This is a genomic window from Variovorax sp. PAMC 28711 (genome assembly GCF_001577265.1).
Lineage (GTDB): Bacteria > Pseudomonadota > Gammaproteobacteria > Burkholderiales > Burkholderiaceae_C > Variovorax.
The window spans coordinates 2,637,393-2,654,625 of record NZ_CP014517.1 but is presented as its reverse complement, the minus strand read 5'-3'; the positions used below and the strand labels follow the sequence as shown (position 1 = coordinate 2,654,625).

Annotated in this window: 12 protein-coding genes; 7 read left to right on the top strand and 5 right to left on the bottom strand. The window is 66.8% G+C overall.

The window, feature by feature from the left end; all coding sequences use genetic code 11:
- Positions 1-83 precede the first annotated feature (83 nt).
- The 4 genes from AX767_RS12890 (at position 84) to priA (ending at position 5,803) form a co-directional block, all read left to right on the top strand.
- Positions 84-776 (top strand): thioredoxin family protein, encoded by a 693-nt coding sequence (locus tag AX767_RS12890; protein ID WP_082755152.1) that lies wholly within the window; start codon positions 84-86, stop codon positions 774-776.
- Positions 777-871: 95 nt separating this feature from the next.
- Entirely contained in the window at positions 872-2,176 is a 1,305-nt protein-coding gene (locus AX767_RS12885) for an MFS transporter (RefSeq protein ID WP_068631705.1), read from the top strand.
- 43 nt (positions 2,177-2,219) lie between these two features.
- Positions 2,220-3,341, top strand: a complete 1,122-nt coding sequence (gene hemE, locus AX767_RS12880; protein ID WP_068631704.1) for a uroporphyrinogen decarboxylase — start codon at positions 2,220-2,222, stop codon at positions 3,339-3,341.
- A gap of 365 nt (positions 3,342-3,706) precedes the next feature.
- Positions 3,707-5,803, top strand: coding sequence for a replication restart helicase PriA (gene priA, locus AX767_RS12875; RefSeq protein WP_068631703.1), 2,097 nt, complete (start codon positions 3,707-3,709; stop codon positions 5,801-5,803).
- Positions 5,804-5,813: 10 nt separating this feature from the next.
- On the opposite strand, the gene AX767_RS12870 is transcribed toward priA, so the two are convergent.
- Together AX767_RS12870 and AX767_RS21690 are read right to left on the bottom strand one after the other, a co-directional pair.
- A complete protein-coding gene (locus AX767_RS12870) occupies positions 5,814-7,022 on the bottom strand; it encodes an OmpA family protein (RefSeq protein ID WP_068631702.1) in 1,209 nt (402 codons plus the stop codon).
- Positions 7,019-8,617, bottom strand: a complete 1,599-nt coding sequence (locus tag AX767_RS21690) for a serine/threonine protein kinase (RefSeq protein ID WP_068631701.1) — start codon at positions 8,615-8,617, stop codon at positions 7,019-7,021. The genes AX767_RS12870 and AX767_RS21690 overlap by 4 nt, the downstream gene beginning before the upstream one ends.
- A gap of 233 nt (positions 8,618-8,850) precedes the next feature.
- Here AX767_RS21690 and AX767_RS12860 point away from each other — a divergent pair, with 233 nt between their 5' ends.
- Complete coding sequence (locus tag AX767_RS12860; protein ID WP_068631700.1) at positions 8,851-9,738, top strand: hypothetical protein; 888 nt, start codon at positions 8,851-8,853, stop codon at positions 9,736-9,738.
- Positions 9,739-9,796: 58 nt separating this feature from the next.
- Complete coding sequence (locus AX767_RS12855; protein ID WP_237288452.1) at positions 9,797-10,459, top strand: hypothetical protein; 663 nt, start codon at positions 9,797-9,799, stop codon at positions 10,457-10,459.
- 1 nt (position 10,460) lies between these two features.
- On the opposite strand, the gene AX767_RS12850 is transcribed toward AX767_RS12855, so the two are convergent.
- The 3 genes from AX767_RS12850 to cls form a co-directional block, all read right to left on the bottom strand.
- The gene (locus tag AX767_RS12850) at positions 10,461-11,429 is read right to left on the bottom strand and encodes an AEC family transporter (RefSeq protein ID WP_068631699.1); all 969 of its coding nucleotides are present in this window, start codon (positions 11,427-11,429) and stop codon (positions 10,461-10,463) included.
- 37 nt (positions 11,430-11,466) lie between these two features.
- Positions 11,467-13,599 carry an esterase-like activity of phytase family protein gene (locus tag AX767_RS12845; protein ID WP_237288450.1) on the bottom strand — a complete coding sequence of 711 codons (2,133 nt, stop codon included), beginning with the start codon at positions 13,597-13,599 and terminating at the stop codon, positions 11,467-11,469.
- Between the two features lie 79 nt (positions 13,600-13,678).
- Positions 13,679-14,980 carry a cardiolipin synthase gene (gene cls, locus AX767_RS12840; protein WP_068633667.1) on the bottom strand — a complete coding sequence of 434 codons (1,302 nt, stop codon included), beginning with the start codon at positions 14,978-14,980 and terminating at the stop codon, positions 13,679-13,681.
- Positions 14,981-15,104: 124 nt separating this feature from the next.
- Here cls and AX767_RS12835 point away from each other — a divergent pair, with 124 nt between their 5' ends.
- Positions 15,105-17,213 (top strand): ATP-dependent helicase, encoded by a 2,109-nt coding sequence (locus tag AX767_RS12835; RefSeq protein WP_068631698.1) that lies wholly within the window; start codon positions 15,105-15,107, stop codon positions 17,211-17,213.
- The last annotated feature ends 20 nt before the right edge of the window (positions 17,214-17,233 follow it).

Genomic DNA, 17,233 nt, shown 5'->3' with positions numbered 1-17,233 from the left:
CCATACGGGTTGTCACAAGCAGGCGAGAAAACCGTCCTAAGCTGCAGCCACCGTTCATATTTTTTGTGGAGCATTCGCCGACCATGCCTTCCTTGCCATCGTCCGCATCGCGTTCCCTCCGGGCCGCTCGCAGCGCCCGCGCCGCCCTCGACCGCGCCTCGCGCCGCGCCGTGATGGCCGCTGCGGTGGCGCTCGGCGCCACCTTTCTGATGGGCGCGAACGCCAACGCCGCCCCGGCCGTCGGCCAGCGCGCGCCCGATTTCGTCGCCGTCGACACGCGCGGCCAGCCGCACAAGCTCTCCGACTTCGCCGGCAAGTTCGTGGTGCTCGAATGGACCAACCCCGGTTGTCCTTTCGTGAAGAAGCACTATGGAAGCGGCAACATGCCGGCCACGCAAAAAGCCGCGACCGGCCAGGGCGTGGTGTGGCTCGCCATCAATTCCACCGAGCGTGCCGCGAGCGACTACCTGAAGCCGGCCGCGCTCGACGGCTGGATGAAAGAGCACGACGCTGCGCCCACTGCCATGCTGATGGACGAAGACGGCGTGATCGGCCAGGCCTACGGCGCGCGCACCACGCCGCACATCTTCATCATCGACCCCAAGGGCACGCTGGTGTACGCGGGCGGCATCGACAGCATCGCCTCGGCGCGACCTGCCGACATTCCGGCCGCGACCAATTACGTGAAGCAGGCGCTGGGCGAAGCGCTCGGCGGCAAGCCGATTTCTGCCGCCACCACCAAGCCCTACGGCTGCTCGGTCAAGTACAAGACCTGAGGCAGGACCGCAGCACCTGACCCCCGCGGTCAGGCTCCGGTCGGGTCGGGCCGTCTAGCCTCGTTGGCGACAAGCCAACGACAAGAGACACACCCATGACCCCAGGGACGACCCCCACCGCTTCCTCCTCCAAGTTCGCCACCGTCCTGCGCGTGACGGGTGGCAACTTCATGGAGATGTTCGACTTCTTCCTGTTCGGCTTCTACGCCACGCAGATCTCGAAGGCGTTCTTTCCGGCCGGCAACGAGTTCGCCTCGCTGATGCTGACCTTCATGACCTTCGGCGCAGGCTTCTTGATGCGCCCGCTCGGCGCGATCTTCCTGGGCGCCTACATCGACCGCGTCGGTCGCCGGCAGGGATTGATCGTCACGCTCGCGCTGATGGCGCTCGGCACGCTGCTCATCGCCTGCGTACCGGGCTACGCGACGATCGGCCTCGCCGCACCGTTGCTGGTGCTGGTCGGCCGCTTGCTGCAGGGCTTTTCGGCGGGCGTGGAGCTGGGTGGCGTCTCGGTGTATTTGTCGGAGATGGCGACGCCGGGCCACAAGGGCTTCTACGTGGCGTGGCAATCGGCCAGCCAGCAGGTGGCGATCGTCGTGGCCGCGGCGCTCGGCTACTGGCTCAACGTGACCTTCACCTCGGCCGAGGTGGCCGACTTCTACTGGCGCATTCCGTTCTTCGTCGGCTGCCTGATCGTGCCGGTGCTATTCATCCTGCGCCGCTCGCTGCAGGAAACCGAGGAGTTCATGGCGCGCAAGCACCGCCCCGATGCCCGAGAGATCTTCCAGTCGATGGTCTCGAACTGGCGCCTCGTGGTCGCCGGGATGATGCTGGTGTCCATGACGACCGTGAGCTTCTACCTCATCACCGTCTACACGCCGACCTTCGGCAAGAGCGTGCTGCACCTGAGCACGACCGATGCGCTGGTGGTCACGCTGTGCGTGGCCATTTCCAATTTCTTCTGGCTGCCTGTCATGGGCGCGCTGTCGGATCGCGTCGGGCGCAAGCCGCTCCTGATCGTCTTCACCGTGCTGACCATCCTCACCGCGTACCCGTCGCTCAAGTGGCTGGTCGGCGCGCCGAGCTTCGTGCGCATGCTCGAGGTCGAACTGTGGCTGTCGTTCCTGTACGCCAGCTACAACGGCGCGATGGTCGTGGCGCTCACCGAAGTGATGCCGGTCCACGTGCGCACCGCCGGCTTCTCGCTGGCCTACAGTCTGGCGACCGCGGTGTTCGGCGGCTTCACGCCGGCCATTGCCACCGGCCTCATCGAGATGACCGGCGACAAGGGCGCGCCCGGCCTGTGGATGACGGCCGCGGCGATCTGCGGACTGATCGCCACGCTCATCCTGTACCGCCGCCAGGCGCGCACGCCGACACCTTACGGCGCACCGGCGTAGCGGACGGCGTGAGGGCGCCGGAGCCCCCTGCGACAATCGCCGCATGCCTTCTGCGTCCTTCCAACCCCTCCAAAACGACACTTTCCTGCGCGCCTGTTGGCGTCAGGCCACCGACCACACGCCCGTCTGGCTGATGCGCCAGGCCGGCCGATATCTCCCCGAATACGTCGCGACCCGCGCCAAAGCCGGCAGCTTCATGGGGCTGGCCACCAACGTCGACTACGCAACGGAGGTCACGCTGCAGCCGCTCGCGCGCTATCCGCTGGATGCGGCGATCCTGTTTTCCGACATCCTCACCGTGCCCGACGCGATGGGCCTGGGCCTGTCGTTCGAGGCCGGCGAAGGCCCGCGTTTCGCACGGCCGGTGCGCGACGAGGCGGCGATCCACGCGCTGGAGGCGCCCGACCTCAACAAGCTCAAATATGTATTCGATGCGGTCACCTCGATCCGTCGCGCGCTCGATGGTCGGGTCCCGCTCATCGGCTTTTCGGGCAGCCCGTGGACGCTCGCCTGCTACATGGTCGAAGGCGCCGGCTCGAGCGACTACCGGCGCGTCAAGTCGCTGATGTACAGCCGGCCCGACCTGATGCACCACCTGCTGGCGATCAACGCCGACGCCGTGGCCGCGTACCTCAACGCCCAGATCGATGCCGGCGCGCAGGCCGTGATGATTTTCGATTCCTGGGGTGGTGTGCTGGCGGATGGCGCGTTCCAGGAATTCAGCCTGGCCTACACCACGCGCGTCCTGGCGGGCCTGAAGCGCGGCGGCGCCGATGGCGTTCCGGTGCCGCGCATCGTCTTCACCAAGGGCGGCGGCCTGTGGCTCGACGCGATGCGCGGACTCGACTGCGAAGTGCTCGGCGTCGACTGGACGGTGAACCTCGGCCGCGCCCGCGCGCTCGTGGCGGAAAACGGCGCCGGCGCGAAGGCGCTGCAGGGCAACATCGATCCCAACGTGCTGTTCGCGCCGCAGGCGCAGATCGAAACCGAAGTGGCGAAGGTGCTTCGGGCTTTCGGCGCGCCACACACCGACAAAACGACGACCGGCCCGACCCACATCTTCAACCTCGGCCACGGCATCAGCCAGTTCACCCCGCCCGACCATGTAGCCCATTTGGTTGCAGCGGTTCACCAGCAATCGCGCGCGCTGCGCACTGTGGCGTGAGCGTGTGAGCGGTTGTAAATAACAACAACACACCGACCCTTGTCAACCCCCGAAAACGACGACCCGGGATTGACTTATGCACAAAACGCTTGCTGCGGTGCGGAAAATCATCTTTCAGGCAGCGGCCCGTGCTACCAAAGCGATAGCGCTGCTAAGTCGTTGATTTATATGGATTTCAGATTTTGCTTTTTTTGCGGGCAATCCAGCGGATGCCTTGATTTGCGGGCCTTCGGAGCGTGTCGGGCTGGGATATCAACAAAGTTATCCACACATTCTCTGGATGAACTGCAAACCACAGTCAAATCAACAACTTAAGCCGTTTTGTTCGACTCCACATCAACAACCGACCGCAGCCAGCGCCTCCCATGAACTGGCGAATCGACGTCGCCGTTCAAACCCCGGCGCACAGCGCGCTGGGCGATTTGTTGAGTTACGCCGGCAACGATCCGTTGCCCGCCGGCACCCTTTTGCGCGTTCCGCTGGGCGCGCGCGAAGTGCTGGGCGTCGTTTGGCAAAGCACGCCCGAGACGGAAACCGAAACCGCGATGGCGCTCAAGCCCGTGGGCGCCGCGCTCGATGCGCTGGCGCCGCTCGGTGAGGCGTGGCGCGATCTGGTGGCGTTCGCCGCCCGTTACTACCAGCGCTCGCTCGGCGAAGTGGCGTTGGCGGCTTTGCCGCCCCAGTTGCGCGACCTCAGCAGCGTGCAACTGGCCCGCCGGCTCAAGCGCAAGACGGCGGCCCGCGCGGAGGTGGTGGCCGACACCGCGGCCAACGCCATCGCGCTCTCGGCCGAGCAGAGCGACGCCCTCGCCCGCTTCGAGACCGAAGCGGGACCCTTCCTGCTGTTCGGCAGCACGGGCAGCGGCAAGACCGAGGTGTATCTGCGCGCCGTGGCCGCATTGCTGGCGCGCAACGACGCCGCCCAGGCGCTCGTCATGGTGCCGGAGATCAACCTGACGCCGCAGCTCGAAGCGCGCTTCAAGGCGCGCTTCGGCGACGACGCAGTCGTGTCGCTGCACAGCGGCATGACCAATCCGCAACGTCTGGCGAGCTGGCTGGCGGCGCACAGCGGCACCGCCCGCATCGTGCTGGGCACGCGCATGGCGGTGTTCGCGTCGATGCCGGGGCTGCAATTGATCGTCGTCGACGAGGAGCACGACCCGAGCTACAAGCAGCAGGAGGGCGCACGGTATTCGGCGCGCGATCTCGCCGTGTGGCGCGGCCAGCGCGAAAACGCCAAGGTGATCCTCGGCTCGGCCACGCCGTCCTTCGAAAGCTGGCACCAGAGCCGCCCGGCCGAAGGCGACGATCCCGGAGGCCGCTATGTGCGGCTCGCCATGCCTGCACGCATCGGCGCTGGCGAACTGCCGGCCGTGCGCCTGGTCGACATGAACCTGCAGCCGCCGAAGACGGTGCTGTCGGGCGCATTGCTGGCCGCCATCGGCGAGCGCATTGCGCGCGGCGAGCAGAGCATGGTGTTTTTGAACCGCCGCGGCTATGCGCCGGTGCTGGCCTGCGGCGACTGCGGCTGGAAGAGCGAATGCCCGCATTGCAGCGCCTTTCGCGTGTTCCACAAGATCGATCGCACCCTGCGTTGCCACCACTGCGGCTACGCGGAGCGCGTGCCGCGCGCCTGCCCGGCCTGCGGCAACCCGGACATCGCACCGGTCGGCCGCGGCACCGAGCGGCTCGAAGAGCACCTGGGCGAACTTTTCGCCGACGTGAAACGGCCCGACGGCAGCGCGGTGACCATCGCGCGCATCGACGCCGACAGCACCCGCAAGGAAGGCGCGCTGGAATCGCAGCTCGCGGCCGTGCACTCGGGCGAGGTCAACGTGCTGGTCGGCACCCAGATGATTGCCAAGGGACACGACTTCCGGCGCATCACGCTGGTGGCAGCGGTCAACCCGGACGGCGCGCTGTTCTCGAGCGACTTTCGGGCGCCGGAACGCCTCTTCGGTTTGCTGATGCAATCGGCCGGACGCGCCGGGCGCGACGCCGCGTACCTCGCAGCGCAAGGCAGCCGCGCCGAAATGTGGGTGCAGACCTCGCATCCGCAGCATCCGCTGTTCGCGGCGCTGCGGCGCCACGACTATGCGGCCTTCGCACAGTCGGAGCTGGCAGAGCGGCGCGCCGCCGGCATGCCGCCGTTCGCGTTCCAGGCACTGATTCGCGCCGATGCGCGCACGCAGGACGCCGCGCAGGCGTTCTTGACCGCGGCGAGCACCGCGGCCGACCGGCTCGAAGGTGCCGAGCGCGTCACGCGCTATCCGGCAGTGCCGCTCGCGGTCCAGCGTGTCGCGAACGTCGAGCGTGCGCAGATGCTGGTCGAGAGCGGTTCACGCGCCGCGCTGCAGAGGTTGCTCGCGGGCTGGCAGCCGGTGTTGCACGCGCTGCGCCGGACGCCCGAAGGCAAGGGCGTGATCCGCTGGCTGATCGACGTCGACCCCCAGCAAATCTAAAGCTCAGGCGTCAGGCGGGGCAGGCGACGATCTTGAATTCGACGCGACGGTCGAGCGCATCGACCGTGTTGTCGGTGCCGGTGCCGATGATGTTTTCGCGAAAGCCCTTGCCATCCGCACGCGTGCGCTTTTCGAGCGGCGCCGACTGCGCGGTCAGTTTCTGACGAATGAAATCGGCGCGCTGCAGCGACAGCGAATCGTTGAGCGCCGCCGTGCCGGTGTGGCTGGTGTGGCCGACGATGTCCATGCACACATTGGCCGCCGTGCTCAGGCCGGCGAGTTGGCGCAACCACATGTCGTAGGCACCGCTGACCTTGGGATCGGACCAGAACACGGTGCTGCCCGGGTTGAACAGGAACTTCACGCCGAGCTGCTTGTTGGCAATGCCGTACGAGACGATCTTGGCGAAGGCCTGTTCGGCATCGGCGGTGCGGTCCAGCTTGACCGAGGTCAGGTAAATGCCGCTCAGCACGCGCAGCTGATCGCCGGCCGGCGTCGCGTTCGCGGCGTTGTATTGCGCGAGTGCTTCCTGGTAACGGCCGGCGTTGTAGAGCGCGGTGGCCTCGGTGATCACCGGGGCTGCGGTCAGCCGTTGCAGGTAGTACGCATCGGCGGGTTGGCCCGGGCCGGTGGCGGTGGTGCGCACGTAGCCGTCGATCACCTGGTCCTGGGCGAGCACCGGGCTGTCCTGGTCGTAGGCGAGCGGGGTGTTGTCGATGCCTTCGTCGCGCGCCAGGCCCGACGCTTGCGCCACGACCTTGCCGCTGCGCACATCGGTCAGCGCCAGCTTGATCTGGATCGGACCCGGCGTGGTCGGCGAGCGCTGCGTGCGCGCCAAGGTGCCGGTCAGCAAGTAGCTCGCCTTGTCCAGGTTCTCTTTTTGGAACGGCAGGATTTCTGCCGTGTCGTGCTGCGTGCGCATGCGTTCGGCGACGCGGCGTTGCAAGGTTTGCGTGGCGACGGTTTGCTGGCCACTGCCGACGTCGACCATCGGGTCGAGCACCAGGCTGCGTTTGGATGCAAAGCCGGCAAAGCCGCTCGTTTGGGCCATCAGCCCGTCGGTGACGTTGGCGACCGCCTGGTCGAACGGCAACACGGTGGTGGACACGCTGGCCTTGGGCGCGGCGCAGCCCGTCAGGGCCAGGCCAGCCAGCAAGGCGGCTGTGCCGAACGCGGCCTGAAGCCAGCGTCCGGTGGTGGTGGTTTTTGCAATGTTCATTGTCGACACTCCCTTTTTAAAAATGCAGCCTCGCCGGACCGAAGTGGTTCGATGGAAGCCCGTTGAATGATTTCGCCGCACCGCTGACGGACGTCTGCTGTTCTGGACGGCGCCGCTTCGGGCGCAGCGCGGGTGGACGAGGGCGCCACCGCGTCTCGTGCCGGCGCTGGCGGCCGCACCACGGCGGGCGCAGTGGCCGGACCGCGCGCCACAGCTTTGGGCACCGGGGCCATCTGTGGCATTGGCGGCGGGGGAATCGGCGCCGGCGCGGAGGCCTGCACCGGCGCCGCTTCAGGTGCCGGCGTCGGCGAACTCGCGGTGGCCGCCGGCCGCTCGGCAGGCGCATCGACGGCTGGCGCCCGATTTCGAAGCGCAGTCAGCCCCCAAGCACCCAGGACAAGCAGCAGCGCCAGCAAGGCGTAGAGCGGCAGCCGGCTGCGGCGCTCCCACGGCTGCGCGATCGTGCCCAGCGACGGCGGGTCGGTAATGAGCGGCGGCGCGACGGGTGCCACGGCGGCCACGACCGGTTCGGAAACAGGCTCCGGGACAGCAAGCAGCGCCGGCACAGCCACGCCCTCAGGCACTTCAGGGATCGCTTCGAGCATTCGCGGTGCGTCTTCGACCGCGTCCAGGCGCGCCAAAAAGTCAGCGGCCGTGGCGGGCCGGTCGACCGGCTTCAGCGCAAGCGCTGCGTCGATCGTGGCAAGAAAAGGCGGGCTGTAACCGCCTTGCGCAACCTCCGACAGCGGCAGCAATGTGTCGTCGACCCAGCGTTCCACGGCGGGGATCGGCGGGCGCCCGGTCACCGCCGCATACACCACGGCGGCCAGCGCATAGAGGTCGGTCCACGCGCCCTGCTTGAGCTCCTGCATTTCGCCGTACTGCTCGATCGGCGCATAGCCCGGCTTGAACACGACGGTGGGCGTGTCGGCCCTGTCGAGCACGACACGACGCGCAGCGCCGAAGTCGAGCAGCAGCGGGCCGTCGGGCGTGAGCAGGATGTTGTCGGGTGCGATGTCGCGATGAAAGCAGCGCGCGGCGTGCAACACGGTGAGCGCCTGCAGGAGCGGCCGCAGCCAGGCCAGAATTTCTGCTTCGACGGGCGCGCGGCCCATCGTCTCCAGCACCTGCGCCAGCGTGTGCCCTTCGTAGAAAGGCATCGCCATGTAGGCCGTGCCGTTGGCTTCCCAGAAATGGAGCACCTTCACCAGCGACGGATGGTCGAAGCGTTCGAGCAGCCGTGCTTCGTTGATGAAGCTGCGCAGGCCGACATGGAACGACTCGGCATGCCGCTCCGACTTGATCACCACCGCCTGCGATCCGCTGGCGCGCGACGCCAGCGTGGTCGGCATGTATTCCTTGATGGCGATGTGTCGTTCCAGCAAGGCGTCGTAGGCGAGGTAGACGATGCCGAAGCCACCCTCGCCGATCAGCCCGATGATCTCGTAATCGAGCAGTCGGGCACCTTCGGGCAGGCTCTGAACGATGACGGGTTCGGCAGCTTCGGTCGCGGCCAGCGGCAGGTCGACGTCGTCGTCCAGCCCTTGCATCGACGCGAGCACGGTGGGCTCATTGAGTCGAATAGCCAGGCTCATGGCGAGCTCCGGCCACACCGCGCAAAAGTGGTGGCGCGCACACTGCACACATCGGTGCGAACTGACGTCGCTGTCATGGGACTCCCTGGTTTGCCGGGACTCTACCAGCGCATGTATACGAAAGCACTCAAACTAGTTCACGGTTGCCGTCAATAGTGTTTGCGTGCCGCCGTGTTGCGATTTGATTGCATATTCCTACGCGTCGGCAGCGGCGCATCACCCACGATGACGCCATGAAACATTTTTTGCGCCACGGCCTGTTTGTGTTCTTCATCGTCGTGGGGTCTGCGCTGGTCTCCCAGGCGGCACAGGCGCAAAGCGCCGGCAGCGCCGATGCGTTGAACGCGCAGTTCAAGGCCATGACCGCGCGACTCGACCGCAACCCCTTCCAGCGAAAGCTGGTGCTCGAATCGAAGGAAGGCAGCAACCAGTTGAGCGGCGACATCTACGCGGTGGTCGACCATCCGTTCGGCGAAGTCGGCAACGCGTTCAAGCTGCCCGGCACCTGGTGCAGCGTACTGATGCTGCACCTCAACACCAAGTATTGCGCGGTGACCGGAGCCGCCACCGCGCCCATGCTTGCGGTGTCGATCGGCCGAAAGTTCGACCAGCCCGTGGCCGATGCGTCGCGGGTCGACTTCCGCTACCAGGTCAAGAGCGCGAGCGCGGGCTATCTCGACGTGGAACTCGACGCCCCCAGCGGGCCGATGTCCACGCGCGACTACCGCATCCTGCTCGAAGCGACCCCCATCGGCGGCGGCCAGACCTTCATTCACCTGGGCTACTCGTATGGTTACGGCACGGCAGCGCGGCTTGCGATGCAGGCCTACCTCGGCACCTTGGGCAGCGACAAGGTCGGCTTCACCACGACCGGCAAGGACTCGGCTGGCGCGCCGGATTACATCGGCGGCGTGCGCGGTGTGGTCGAGCGCAACACCATGCGCTACTACTTGGCGATCGACGCCTGGCTCGACGCCCCCGCGCCGCAGCAACTCGACAAGCGCCTCATGGCCTGGTTCGACGCCACCGAACAGTACGCACGGCAACTGCACGAGATGTCGCGCGACGACTACCTGTCGATGAAGCAAAGCGAATTCCGCCGACTCGCCACAAGCCCCTGACGACGTATCGGGCAAAAGACGGAAATAATCTGGATGCCAACGCCACCGGGAGCACACCGTGAACACGTCGTATCGCATGCTGATGGTTCTGACACTCGCCTGCGTGGGGGCTGCTTCGGCGCCTGCGGCCGAGCTCTCGCAGGAAGGTCCGCGACTCGTCGTGACCGGCCTGCTCGACGGCAGCGCTTCCCGCGAATTCGTCGACCAGCTCGGCAGTGGCACGGTGCGCACGGTCGTGTTCGTCGACTCCTTCGGTGGCACCGCGGAAGCTGCTGAAAGCTACGCCCGGGCGATCCGGTCGAGCGGGGTCAGCACCGAAGCGATCGGCCAGTGCCATGCCGCCTGCGCCTGGGCATTTTTGGCGGGCAAGGAACACCGCTTCGGCCGCGGCCCGCATGTCAACGGCCTGCTGATCCCCTTGGCCACGCGCCCGAAGGCTGGCGAGGCAAAAAAGCTGTTGAACGACATCACCACGACCACCGGCACCTCGCCTGCGCCGGCCATGCCCGCCGCTGGCGTCGAGGTCGTGTCGTTGACCACGCCATCGCGCGAAAAGGAAGTCTGGCAACCCGACCAGGGCGTGTTGTTCAGCTCGACACCGACCCTGTTCGGCCGCGTCTACAAGACCTTCTATTGCGATGGCACGCAAGGCCGCGACGTGTCGAAATGCGAAGTGCTGTCCGACGCCGACCCCTACAAGCTGGGCGTGCTGACACCCTGATTCAGCGCAACCAGCGCACCGCGAGCGGGAAGGTGACGAAGGCCGCGGCTGTCGTCCACAAGATGATGCGTGCGATGCGCCCGTTGTCGGCGCCGAATCGCTCGGCCAGCATCGCCACGTTGCTCGCGCTCGGCAGCGCAGCGACCAGCACGATGGCCACCAGCGCAGGCTCGGTCAACGGCAGCCCGAGCGCCATCGCCCCACGCGCCGCCGACCACACGAGCAGCGGATGCACCAGCAACTTGGCCAGCACCACCGGCAGCACGTCGCCGGCGCGCGAGAGGCCGTGATCGGGCGTGCTGCGCGCCAGCAGCGCCGACCGTGCGAGCACCGCGCCGATGGTGAAGAGGGCCGCCGGCGAGGCCGCGTCGGCCAGCATCGCCACCGTGCGATCGATCGGACCGAAGAGGCTGAACTGCATCGCCGACGCCAGCGCGCCGAGCAGGATCGACCAGGGCAGCGGGTTCACGAACATGCCGCGCAAGGCCTGCCGCACCGCCCGCGCCGCGCCGTGTTCGTCGGCACCGTCGAGACGCGAGAGCGCGATGCAGAGCGACGACGTGATGACCATGTCGAAAGTGATCGTGATGATCACCGGCCCCGCCGCGCTGGCGCCGAGCAGGGCGGCCAGGAGCGGCACGCCCATGAAGCCGGTGTTCGGGAACGCTGCCACCAGCGCGCCGAACGACGCGTCGTTCCAGCCGAGCCGCGCACTGCGCGTCCACCACACGGTGGCGGCGACCAGCAGCAGTCCGCTGACGCCCCACACCAGCGCCACGCTGCCATCGAGCAACTGCGCGATCGGCGTGCGCGCGCCGAAGCGGTACAGCATGCACGGCAGCGCGAAATACAGAACGAAGGTATTGAGCCCCGGGATGGCATCGAGCGGCAACACGCGCAGGCGCGCGGCCGCATAGCCGGCCGCGATCAGCGCGAAGAACGGGAAAGTGACCAGGAAGATCTGCAGCACGCCACGATTGTCGCGGCTCTGCTGCGGTCTTTTCCGGTCAGGGCAGACGCAAGGCCGACAGGCTCTGGTCGAACTTGATCAGCCACACGCGCGTCGGCCGCTCGAGGTCGCTGCCGCGCGTGAGGCGGGCACCGCCGGTGGCCTTGGGGCAGCCGCTCACGATCGCGCCTGCGGCATCGACCGTGCAGTCTTCCATGCTGCCGGCGATCTTGGCGCCGGTGGCATCGAGCAGCGTGGTGGCAACGCCGAAGTCGTTGTCGTTGACCAGCGCCAGCGTGTGGTCGTCGACCCAGGCCAGGCCTTCCGCCTTTTCGGCCAGCCAGCCGAGCGCGTTGAGGTCGAGCAGCTCGGTCTTCTTGAGCGTGATGACGGCGGAATAGTCGGCCGTGCCCGCCACGGCTTGCGTGATGCTGCTGACTTCGAGGTTCTGGTCGAACCCGACGATGTCGGTCGCATTGGCCGGCACTTCCACCAGCATCAGCTTGTTGAACACCTTGCCGTCGCTCTTGCGGGCGCCCTGCTCGATCACGATGAACCGGCCGTTGCCGAGGCTCACCAGGTCACCCAGCTTGGCGTTGCCGGTGCGGTCCTTGTCGTAGACGCCGCCGTTGATCGGGTAGGCGTACATCTTCGAGGTTTCGGTGCTCGGGTCAAACTCGAGCCAGCGCGCGAACTTCGCGATGTGGCGCACGTCGGTACTGACACCGCCTGGCGGCGTCGCCTTCAGCGACTTGCCCGCACCGTCCTTCGGGTCGATCGGGCTTTGCAGGTAGCCGTGCAACTTGCCGCTGGCGATGTCGAGCGCCAGGCCTTCCATGCCGCGGTTGGCACGCCGCTGCTGCAGCACGGCCGGCAGGTCGCCGGCGCCCGTGCCGGGCTTGTAGCGCTTCTCGACCACGCCGGTGGCAATGTTGATGCGGGCGATGAACGGCCCGTACTCGTCGCTGGTCCACAGCACGTTGCGTTTGGCGTCGAGCACCATCGATTCGGGGTCGATCCCGTTCGCATCGAAGTTGGATTTGGTGGCGTCGAACACGTAGGCATCGGTCAGCGGTGTCTCGCCGGTCGAGCCCACGCCCGATTGCGGCGGCAGGCCGGTGAGCTTCTGGCCCGCATTGAGCCGGAGCGGCGTGCTCGACTGCAGCACGGCGCCGTTGCTGCCCACGCGGATCACGCCGTAGCTTGGCGCGAACGAGGGCGCCGGGAACACCTTGCTGACGTTCGTCCCCGTGCCGCCTGGCACCGGCGTGGTCGGCCCGTCGCCGTTCGGACCGCGATCGGTGATCGCATAGAACTCCAGTGCACCGTCGGCCGCCTTGCCCTTGAACGCCATGCCGGAGCCATAGGCCGGCAGGAAGCCGTTGGGAAAGTCGGCCTTGATGAGCGCGTTGCTGCCTTCGTAGGGCACGTAGAACTTCGCATCGGCCTGCAACTGATAGCGCGTGACGGCCAGCGCGAACTTGCCCAGCGCATTGGTCTGCGTGGACGTGTCGACCACCGGTGTGCCGAGGCGCGACGCCAGCGTGTTCTCAAAATGTTCCTGCGCGAGGATGCGACGGCTCGCGTCGACGGTGCGCGTGCTCCAGGGCGCGGGCAAGGCCGCGAGCAGCTTGTTCAGCGCCAGCTCGAAGGCCGCGGGCGTCGCGGCGAAATCCAGCACCCCGGCCGTCAGCGCGGCCTTGAGCGGCGCCGTCAACTTGATGCCGTTCGACGGGTCGGCGTCGTCGTCGAGCGTCTGCAATGCCAGCAGGCGGTTGACCACGGCATCGGTCTTGATGTCGGAGCCGCCGGCGAGCGTGAGCGGCGTGACGGTGGCGCCGCAGGCGGCACTGCCGAGCGCCACAGCGCCCGCGCTGAAAACGACGGTGTCGCCATCCTTGCAAACGAATTCGCCGGCCGCGTTGGTCGCGGCCTTGGTGCCCGCACCGGCTGTGTAGTCCAGGCCTTCGACGGCGGCATCCAGGAAGGTGCCGGTGACCGTGCTGGCGACGACCGGGGTCGTGCCGGCGGGCGCAGGGGCCGACGTCTGCGTGCCCGTGCCGGTACCGCCGCTCGCAGCCGGAAAGGCGAAGCCGCCGTTGCCGCCGCCATCACCACCACCGCACGCCGTCACCATCAGTGCGGCGCTCATGAGCGCGATACCGCCCGCCATCGTTCTTTGTCTGGTCATCCGGAAATCCTGTAATTTCCCCGCGCGGCGCGCGGGCCCGGCGATTAGGGCCGAGCGAGATGACAGTTTTGTGAAAGCGCTAGAGCTGGGCCGACAGCAGCGAGGCGAGGTGCTCCTTGACCTTTTCCTGCAACGGGCGGTTCTGCCACTGCGCGAGCGTGACAGCGCGGCTGTGCCGCAAGTCGTTCTCGAAGATCGCGACCTGCGCCTTCGCAAAATCGGTGTCGTAGATGTTGAGGTTGGCCTCGTCGTTCAGGCGGAATGAGCGGTTGTCGAAGTTGGTGGAACCGACCGACACCAGGAAGTCGTCGACCACCAGCACCTTGCAATGGAACATCGTCGGCTGGTACTCGTGCATCTGCACACCGGCCTCCAGCAACGGGCCCCAGCCCGCGCGCGACGCGTTGCGCACCGACTGCGCATCGATGATCGGCCCCGGCGTGATGATGCGCACCCGCACACCGCGCTTCACGGCCGCCACCAGCGCATCGCGCGTGAGGTCGTCGGGCACGAAATAGGCGCTCGACAGGTCGATCGTCTTCTCGGCCGCGGTGATCGCGAGGAGGTACATGAGGTGCATGCTTTCGCTGCCGCCCGACGGCGAACTGCTGAACATCTGCGCGCCGCCGCGCTCGTCGTTGCCCGGCACGTCGCGCGGCGCAAGCGCCGGGAAGTAGCGCTGGCCGTGCAACACCTCGCCCGACACCTTGACCCAGTTGTCCATGAACACGGCCTGCATCTGCGCGACCACCGGGCCCTCCACCTTGAAGTGCGAATCGCGCCAGTGCGCGGGGTCCTGCGCGTTCCCGGTCCACTCGGGCGCGATGCCGACGCCGCCGGTGAAACCGACCGCACCATCGACCACCAGCAGCTTGCGGTGGGTGCGGTTGTTCATGCGCGCGATGTCGTACCAGCTCGGCTTGTGGAACTTGCGGATCTCGACGCCGGCCTTCTCCATTTCCTCGAGGAAGCTGTCGTCGATCTTCGCGCTGCCGACCCAGTCGAGCAGCACATGCACCTTGACGCCGGCGCGCGCCCGCTCGGCCAGCGCATCGGCGAACGCCTTGCCGATGTCACCGGACCAGTAGATATAGGTTTCGAAGGTGATGCTTTCTTTCGCACCGCGAATGGCCGCGAGCATCGGCGGAAAGATCTGGTCGCCGTTCAGCAAGGCCTCGAAGCGATTGCCCTGCACGATCGATGGACCGAGCAGCACGCTCATGGCGCGACGGAACTGCGGGTCGTGCAGGCCGTATTCGCGCGACACGTGCTGGTCGATCTTTTTCTCGCCCGGGATGAAGTTCAGCACCAGCACCGTCGCGGCCATGGTGAGCAGCGCGGTCCAGAAGGCGATCTTGAAAGGGTGTCTCGTTTTTTGCATGACATGCATCGAATGAATTACCGGTCTTAACACGCCCTTACAACCCGCCTCGTCCGACACTCGCCCGTATCATCGAGCGCTTTGCGCCCAGGCGTTTCTGCTCGCGGTTTCCCGCTCGGTCTCCATGTCTTCCGGTCTCAATCTCGCGCAACAAGAAGCGGTCAACTACCTGCACGGGCCCTGCCTCGTGCTGGCCGGTGCCGGCTCGGGCAAGACGCGCGTCATCACGCACAAGATCGGCCGGCTCATCGAGTCCGGCATGGCCCCCAAACGCATCGCCGCGATCACCTTCACGAACAAGGCGGCTGCCGAAATGCGCGAGCGCGCCAAGGGCCTGATCGGGCGCGACGCGAAGCATGTCGTGGTGTGCACCTTTCACGCGCTGGGCGTGCGCATGATGCGCGAGGACGGCGCCGTGCTCGGCCTCAAGCCGCAGTTCAGCATCCTGGACAGCGACGACGTCACCCGCATCCTGAAAGACGCGGGCGGCACCACCGATGCGGCCACGGCGCGCATCTGGCAATGGACCATCAGCAAATGGAAGAACGCGGGCCTGAACGCGGCGCAGGCGCTGGCCCAGGCCGCCGATGACAACGAACGTGTCACCGCCACCATCATGGGCCGCTACGAAGAGCGCCTGACCGCCTACCAGAGCGTCGACTTCGACGACCTCATCGGCCTGCCGCTCAAGCTCTTGCGCGACCACGACGACGTGCGCGCCAAGTGGCAGGCCGCCCTCGGCCATGTGCTGGTCGACGAGTACCAGGACACCAACGCCACGCAGTACGACGTGCTGAAGGCGCTGGTCGGCGAGCGCGGCCATTTCACTGCGGTGGGCGACGACGACCAGTCGATCTACGGCTGGCGCGGCGCGACGCTCGACAACCTGAAGAAGCTGCCGATCGACTACCCGAACTTGAAGGTCATCAAGCTCGAGCAGAACTACCGCAGCACCAGCGCGATCCTGCGCGCGGCCAACAACGTGATCGGGCCAAACCCGAAGCTGTTTCCCAAGACACTGTTCAGCGAACTGGGCGAAGGCGAACCGGTGCGCGTGATCGATGCCGACAGCGAAGCGCACGAAGCCGAGCGCACGGTGGCCCGCATCCAGAGCCTGCGGGCCGGCGAAACCATCACGCAAAGTTCGACCGGTACGCAGCATCTCGAATGGCGCAATTTCGCGGTGCTGTACCGCGCCAACCACCAGGCCCGCGTGTTCGAGCAGGCACTGCGCAAGGCGCAGATTCCGTACAAGGTGTCGGGCGGGCAAAGTTTCTTCGACCGGGCCGAAATCAAGGACCTGTGCGGCTGGTTCCGCCTCTGGGTCAACAACGACGACGACCCGGCCTTCCTGCGCGCGGTGACCACGCCCAAGCGCGGCATCGGCCATACCACGCTGGCCAGCCTCGGCACCTTCGCGAGCCAGTACAAGCTGAGCCTGTTCGAAGCGCTTTTCAGCCCGTCGCTGCCCAGCGTGATGGCCAAGCGCGCACACGAGCAGTTGCACGAATTCGGCCGCTACATCAACGACCTCGAATACCGCGCCCGCCGCATCATGGGTGCCGAGGATTCGCGCGCTTTCATGACGGAGTGGCTGAAGGAAATCGACTACGAGAAGCACCTCTACGACGGCGAGGACAGCGAGCAGGTCGCCGCCGCGCGCTGGACCAACGTGATGGAGTTCTGCGACTGGATGTCGGCCCGCGCCGGCGGCGAGATCGACGACACCTCGGGCGCCACCGTCGAGAGCGAGCGCAAGAGCCTGCTCGAGGTGGCGCAGACCATCTCGCTGCTGTCGACCATCAGCGAGCGCGAAAAAGACCAGAACGTCGTCACGCTCTCCACGCTGCACGCGTCCAAGGGACTCGAGTGGCCGCACGTGATGCTGGTCGGCGTGACCGAAGGCCTGCTGCCCTTCAAGCTCGACGACGACAACGGCCGGCAGGAGAAGATCAGCGACGACACGCTCGCGCGCCTGCAGGAAGAGCGCCGCCTCATGTACGTCGGCATCACCCGCGCGCAGCGCAGCCTGGCGGTGAGCTGGACCAAGAAGCGAAAGAAAGGCCGCGAGATGGTGGCCGGCATCCCGAGCCGCTTCATTGCCGAGATGGCGCTCGACAAGGCGACCGCGAAAGAAGACCCGCGCGAGAAGCTCAAGGCACTGCGTGCCGAGTTCGCACGCAAGGCGCAAGACAATGCGGCCGCGGCGGCAGCCGCCGCCGCGGCGCCGTGAACTTGTTGTAGAGCGCCTGC

Coding starts and splice junctions, on each gene's coding strand:
- AX767_RS12890 (WP_082755152.1), top strand. CDS start 84: ATGCCTTCCTTGCCATCGTCCGCATCGCGTTCCCTCCGGGCCGCTCGC.
- AX767_RS12885 (WP_068631705.1), top strand. CDS start 872: ATGACCCCAGGGACGACCCCCACCGCTTCCTCCTCCAAGTTCGCCACC.
- hemE (WP_068631704.1), top strand. CDS start 2,220: ATGCCTTCTGCGTCCTTCCAACCCCTCCAAAACGACACTTTCCTGCGC.
- priA (WP_068631703.1), top strand. CDS start 3,707: ATGAACTGGCGAATCGACGTCGCCGTTCAAACCCCGGCGCACAGCGCG.
- AX767_RS12870 (WP_068631702.1), bottom strand. CDS start 7,022: ATGAACATTGCAAAAACCACCACCACCGGACGCTGGCTTCAGGCCGCG.
- AX767_RS21690 (WP_068631701.1), bottom strand. CDS start 8,617: ATGAGCCTGGCTATTCGACTCAATGAGCCCACCGTGCTCGCGTCGATG.
- AX767_RS12860 (WP_068631700.1), top strand. CDS start 8,851: ATGAAACATTTTTTGCGCCACGGCCTGTTTGTGTTCTTCATCGTCGTG.
- AX767_RS12845 (WP_237288450.1), bottom strand. CDS start 13,599: ATGACCAGACAAAGAACGATGGCGGGCGGTATCGCGCTCATGAGCGCC.
- cls (WP_068633667.1), bottom strand. CDS start 14,980: ATGCAAAAAACGAGACACCCTTTCAAGATCGCCTTCTGGACCGCGCTG.
- AX767_RS12835 (WP_068631698.1), top strand. CDS start 15,105: ATGTCTTCCGGTCTCAATCTCGCGCAACAAGAAGCGGTCAACTACCTG.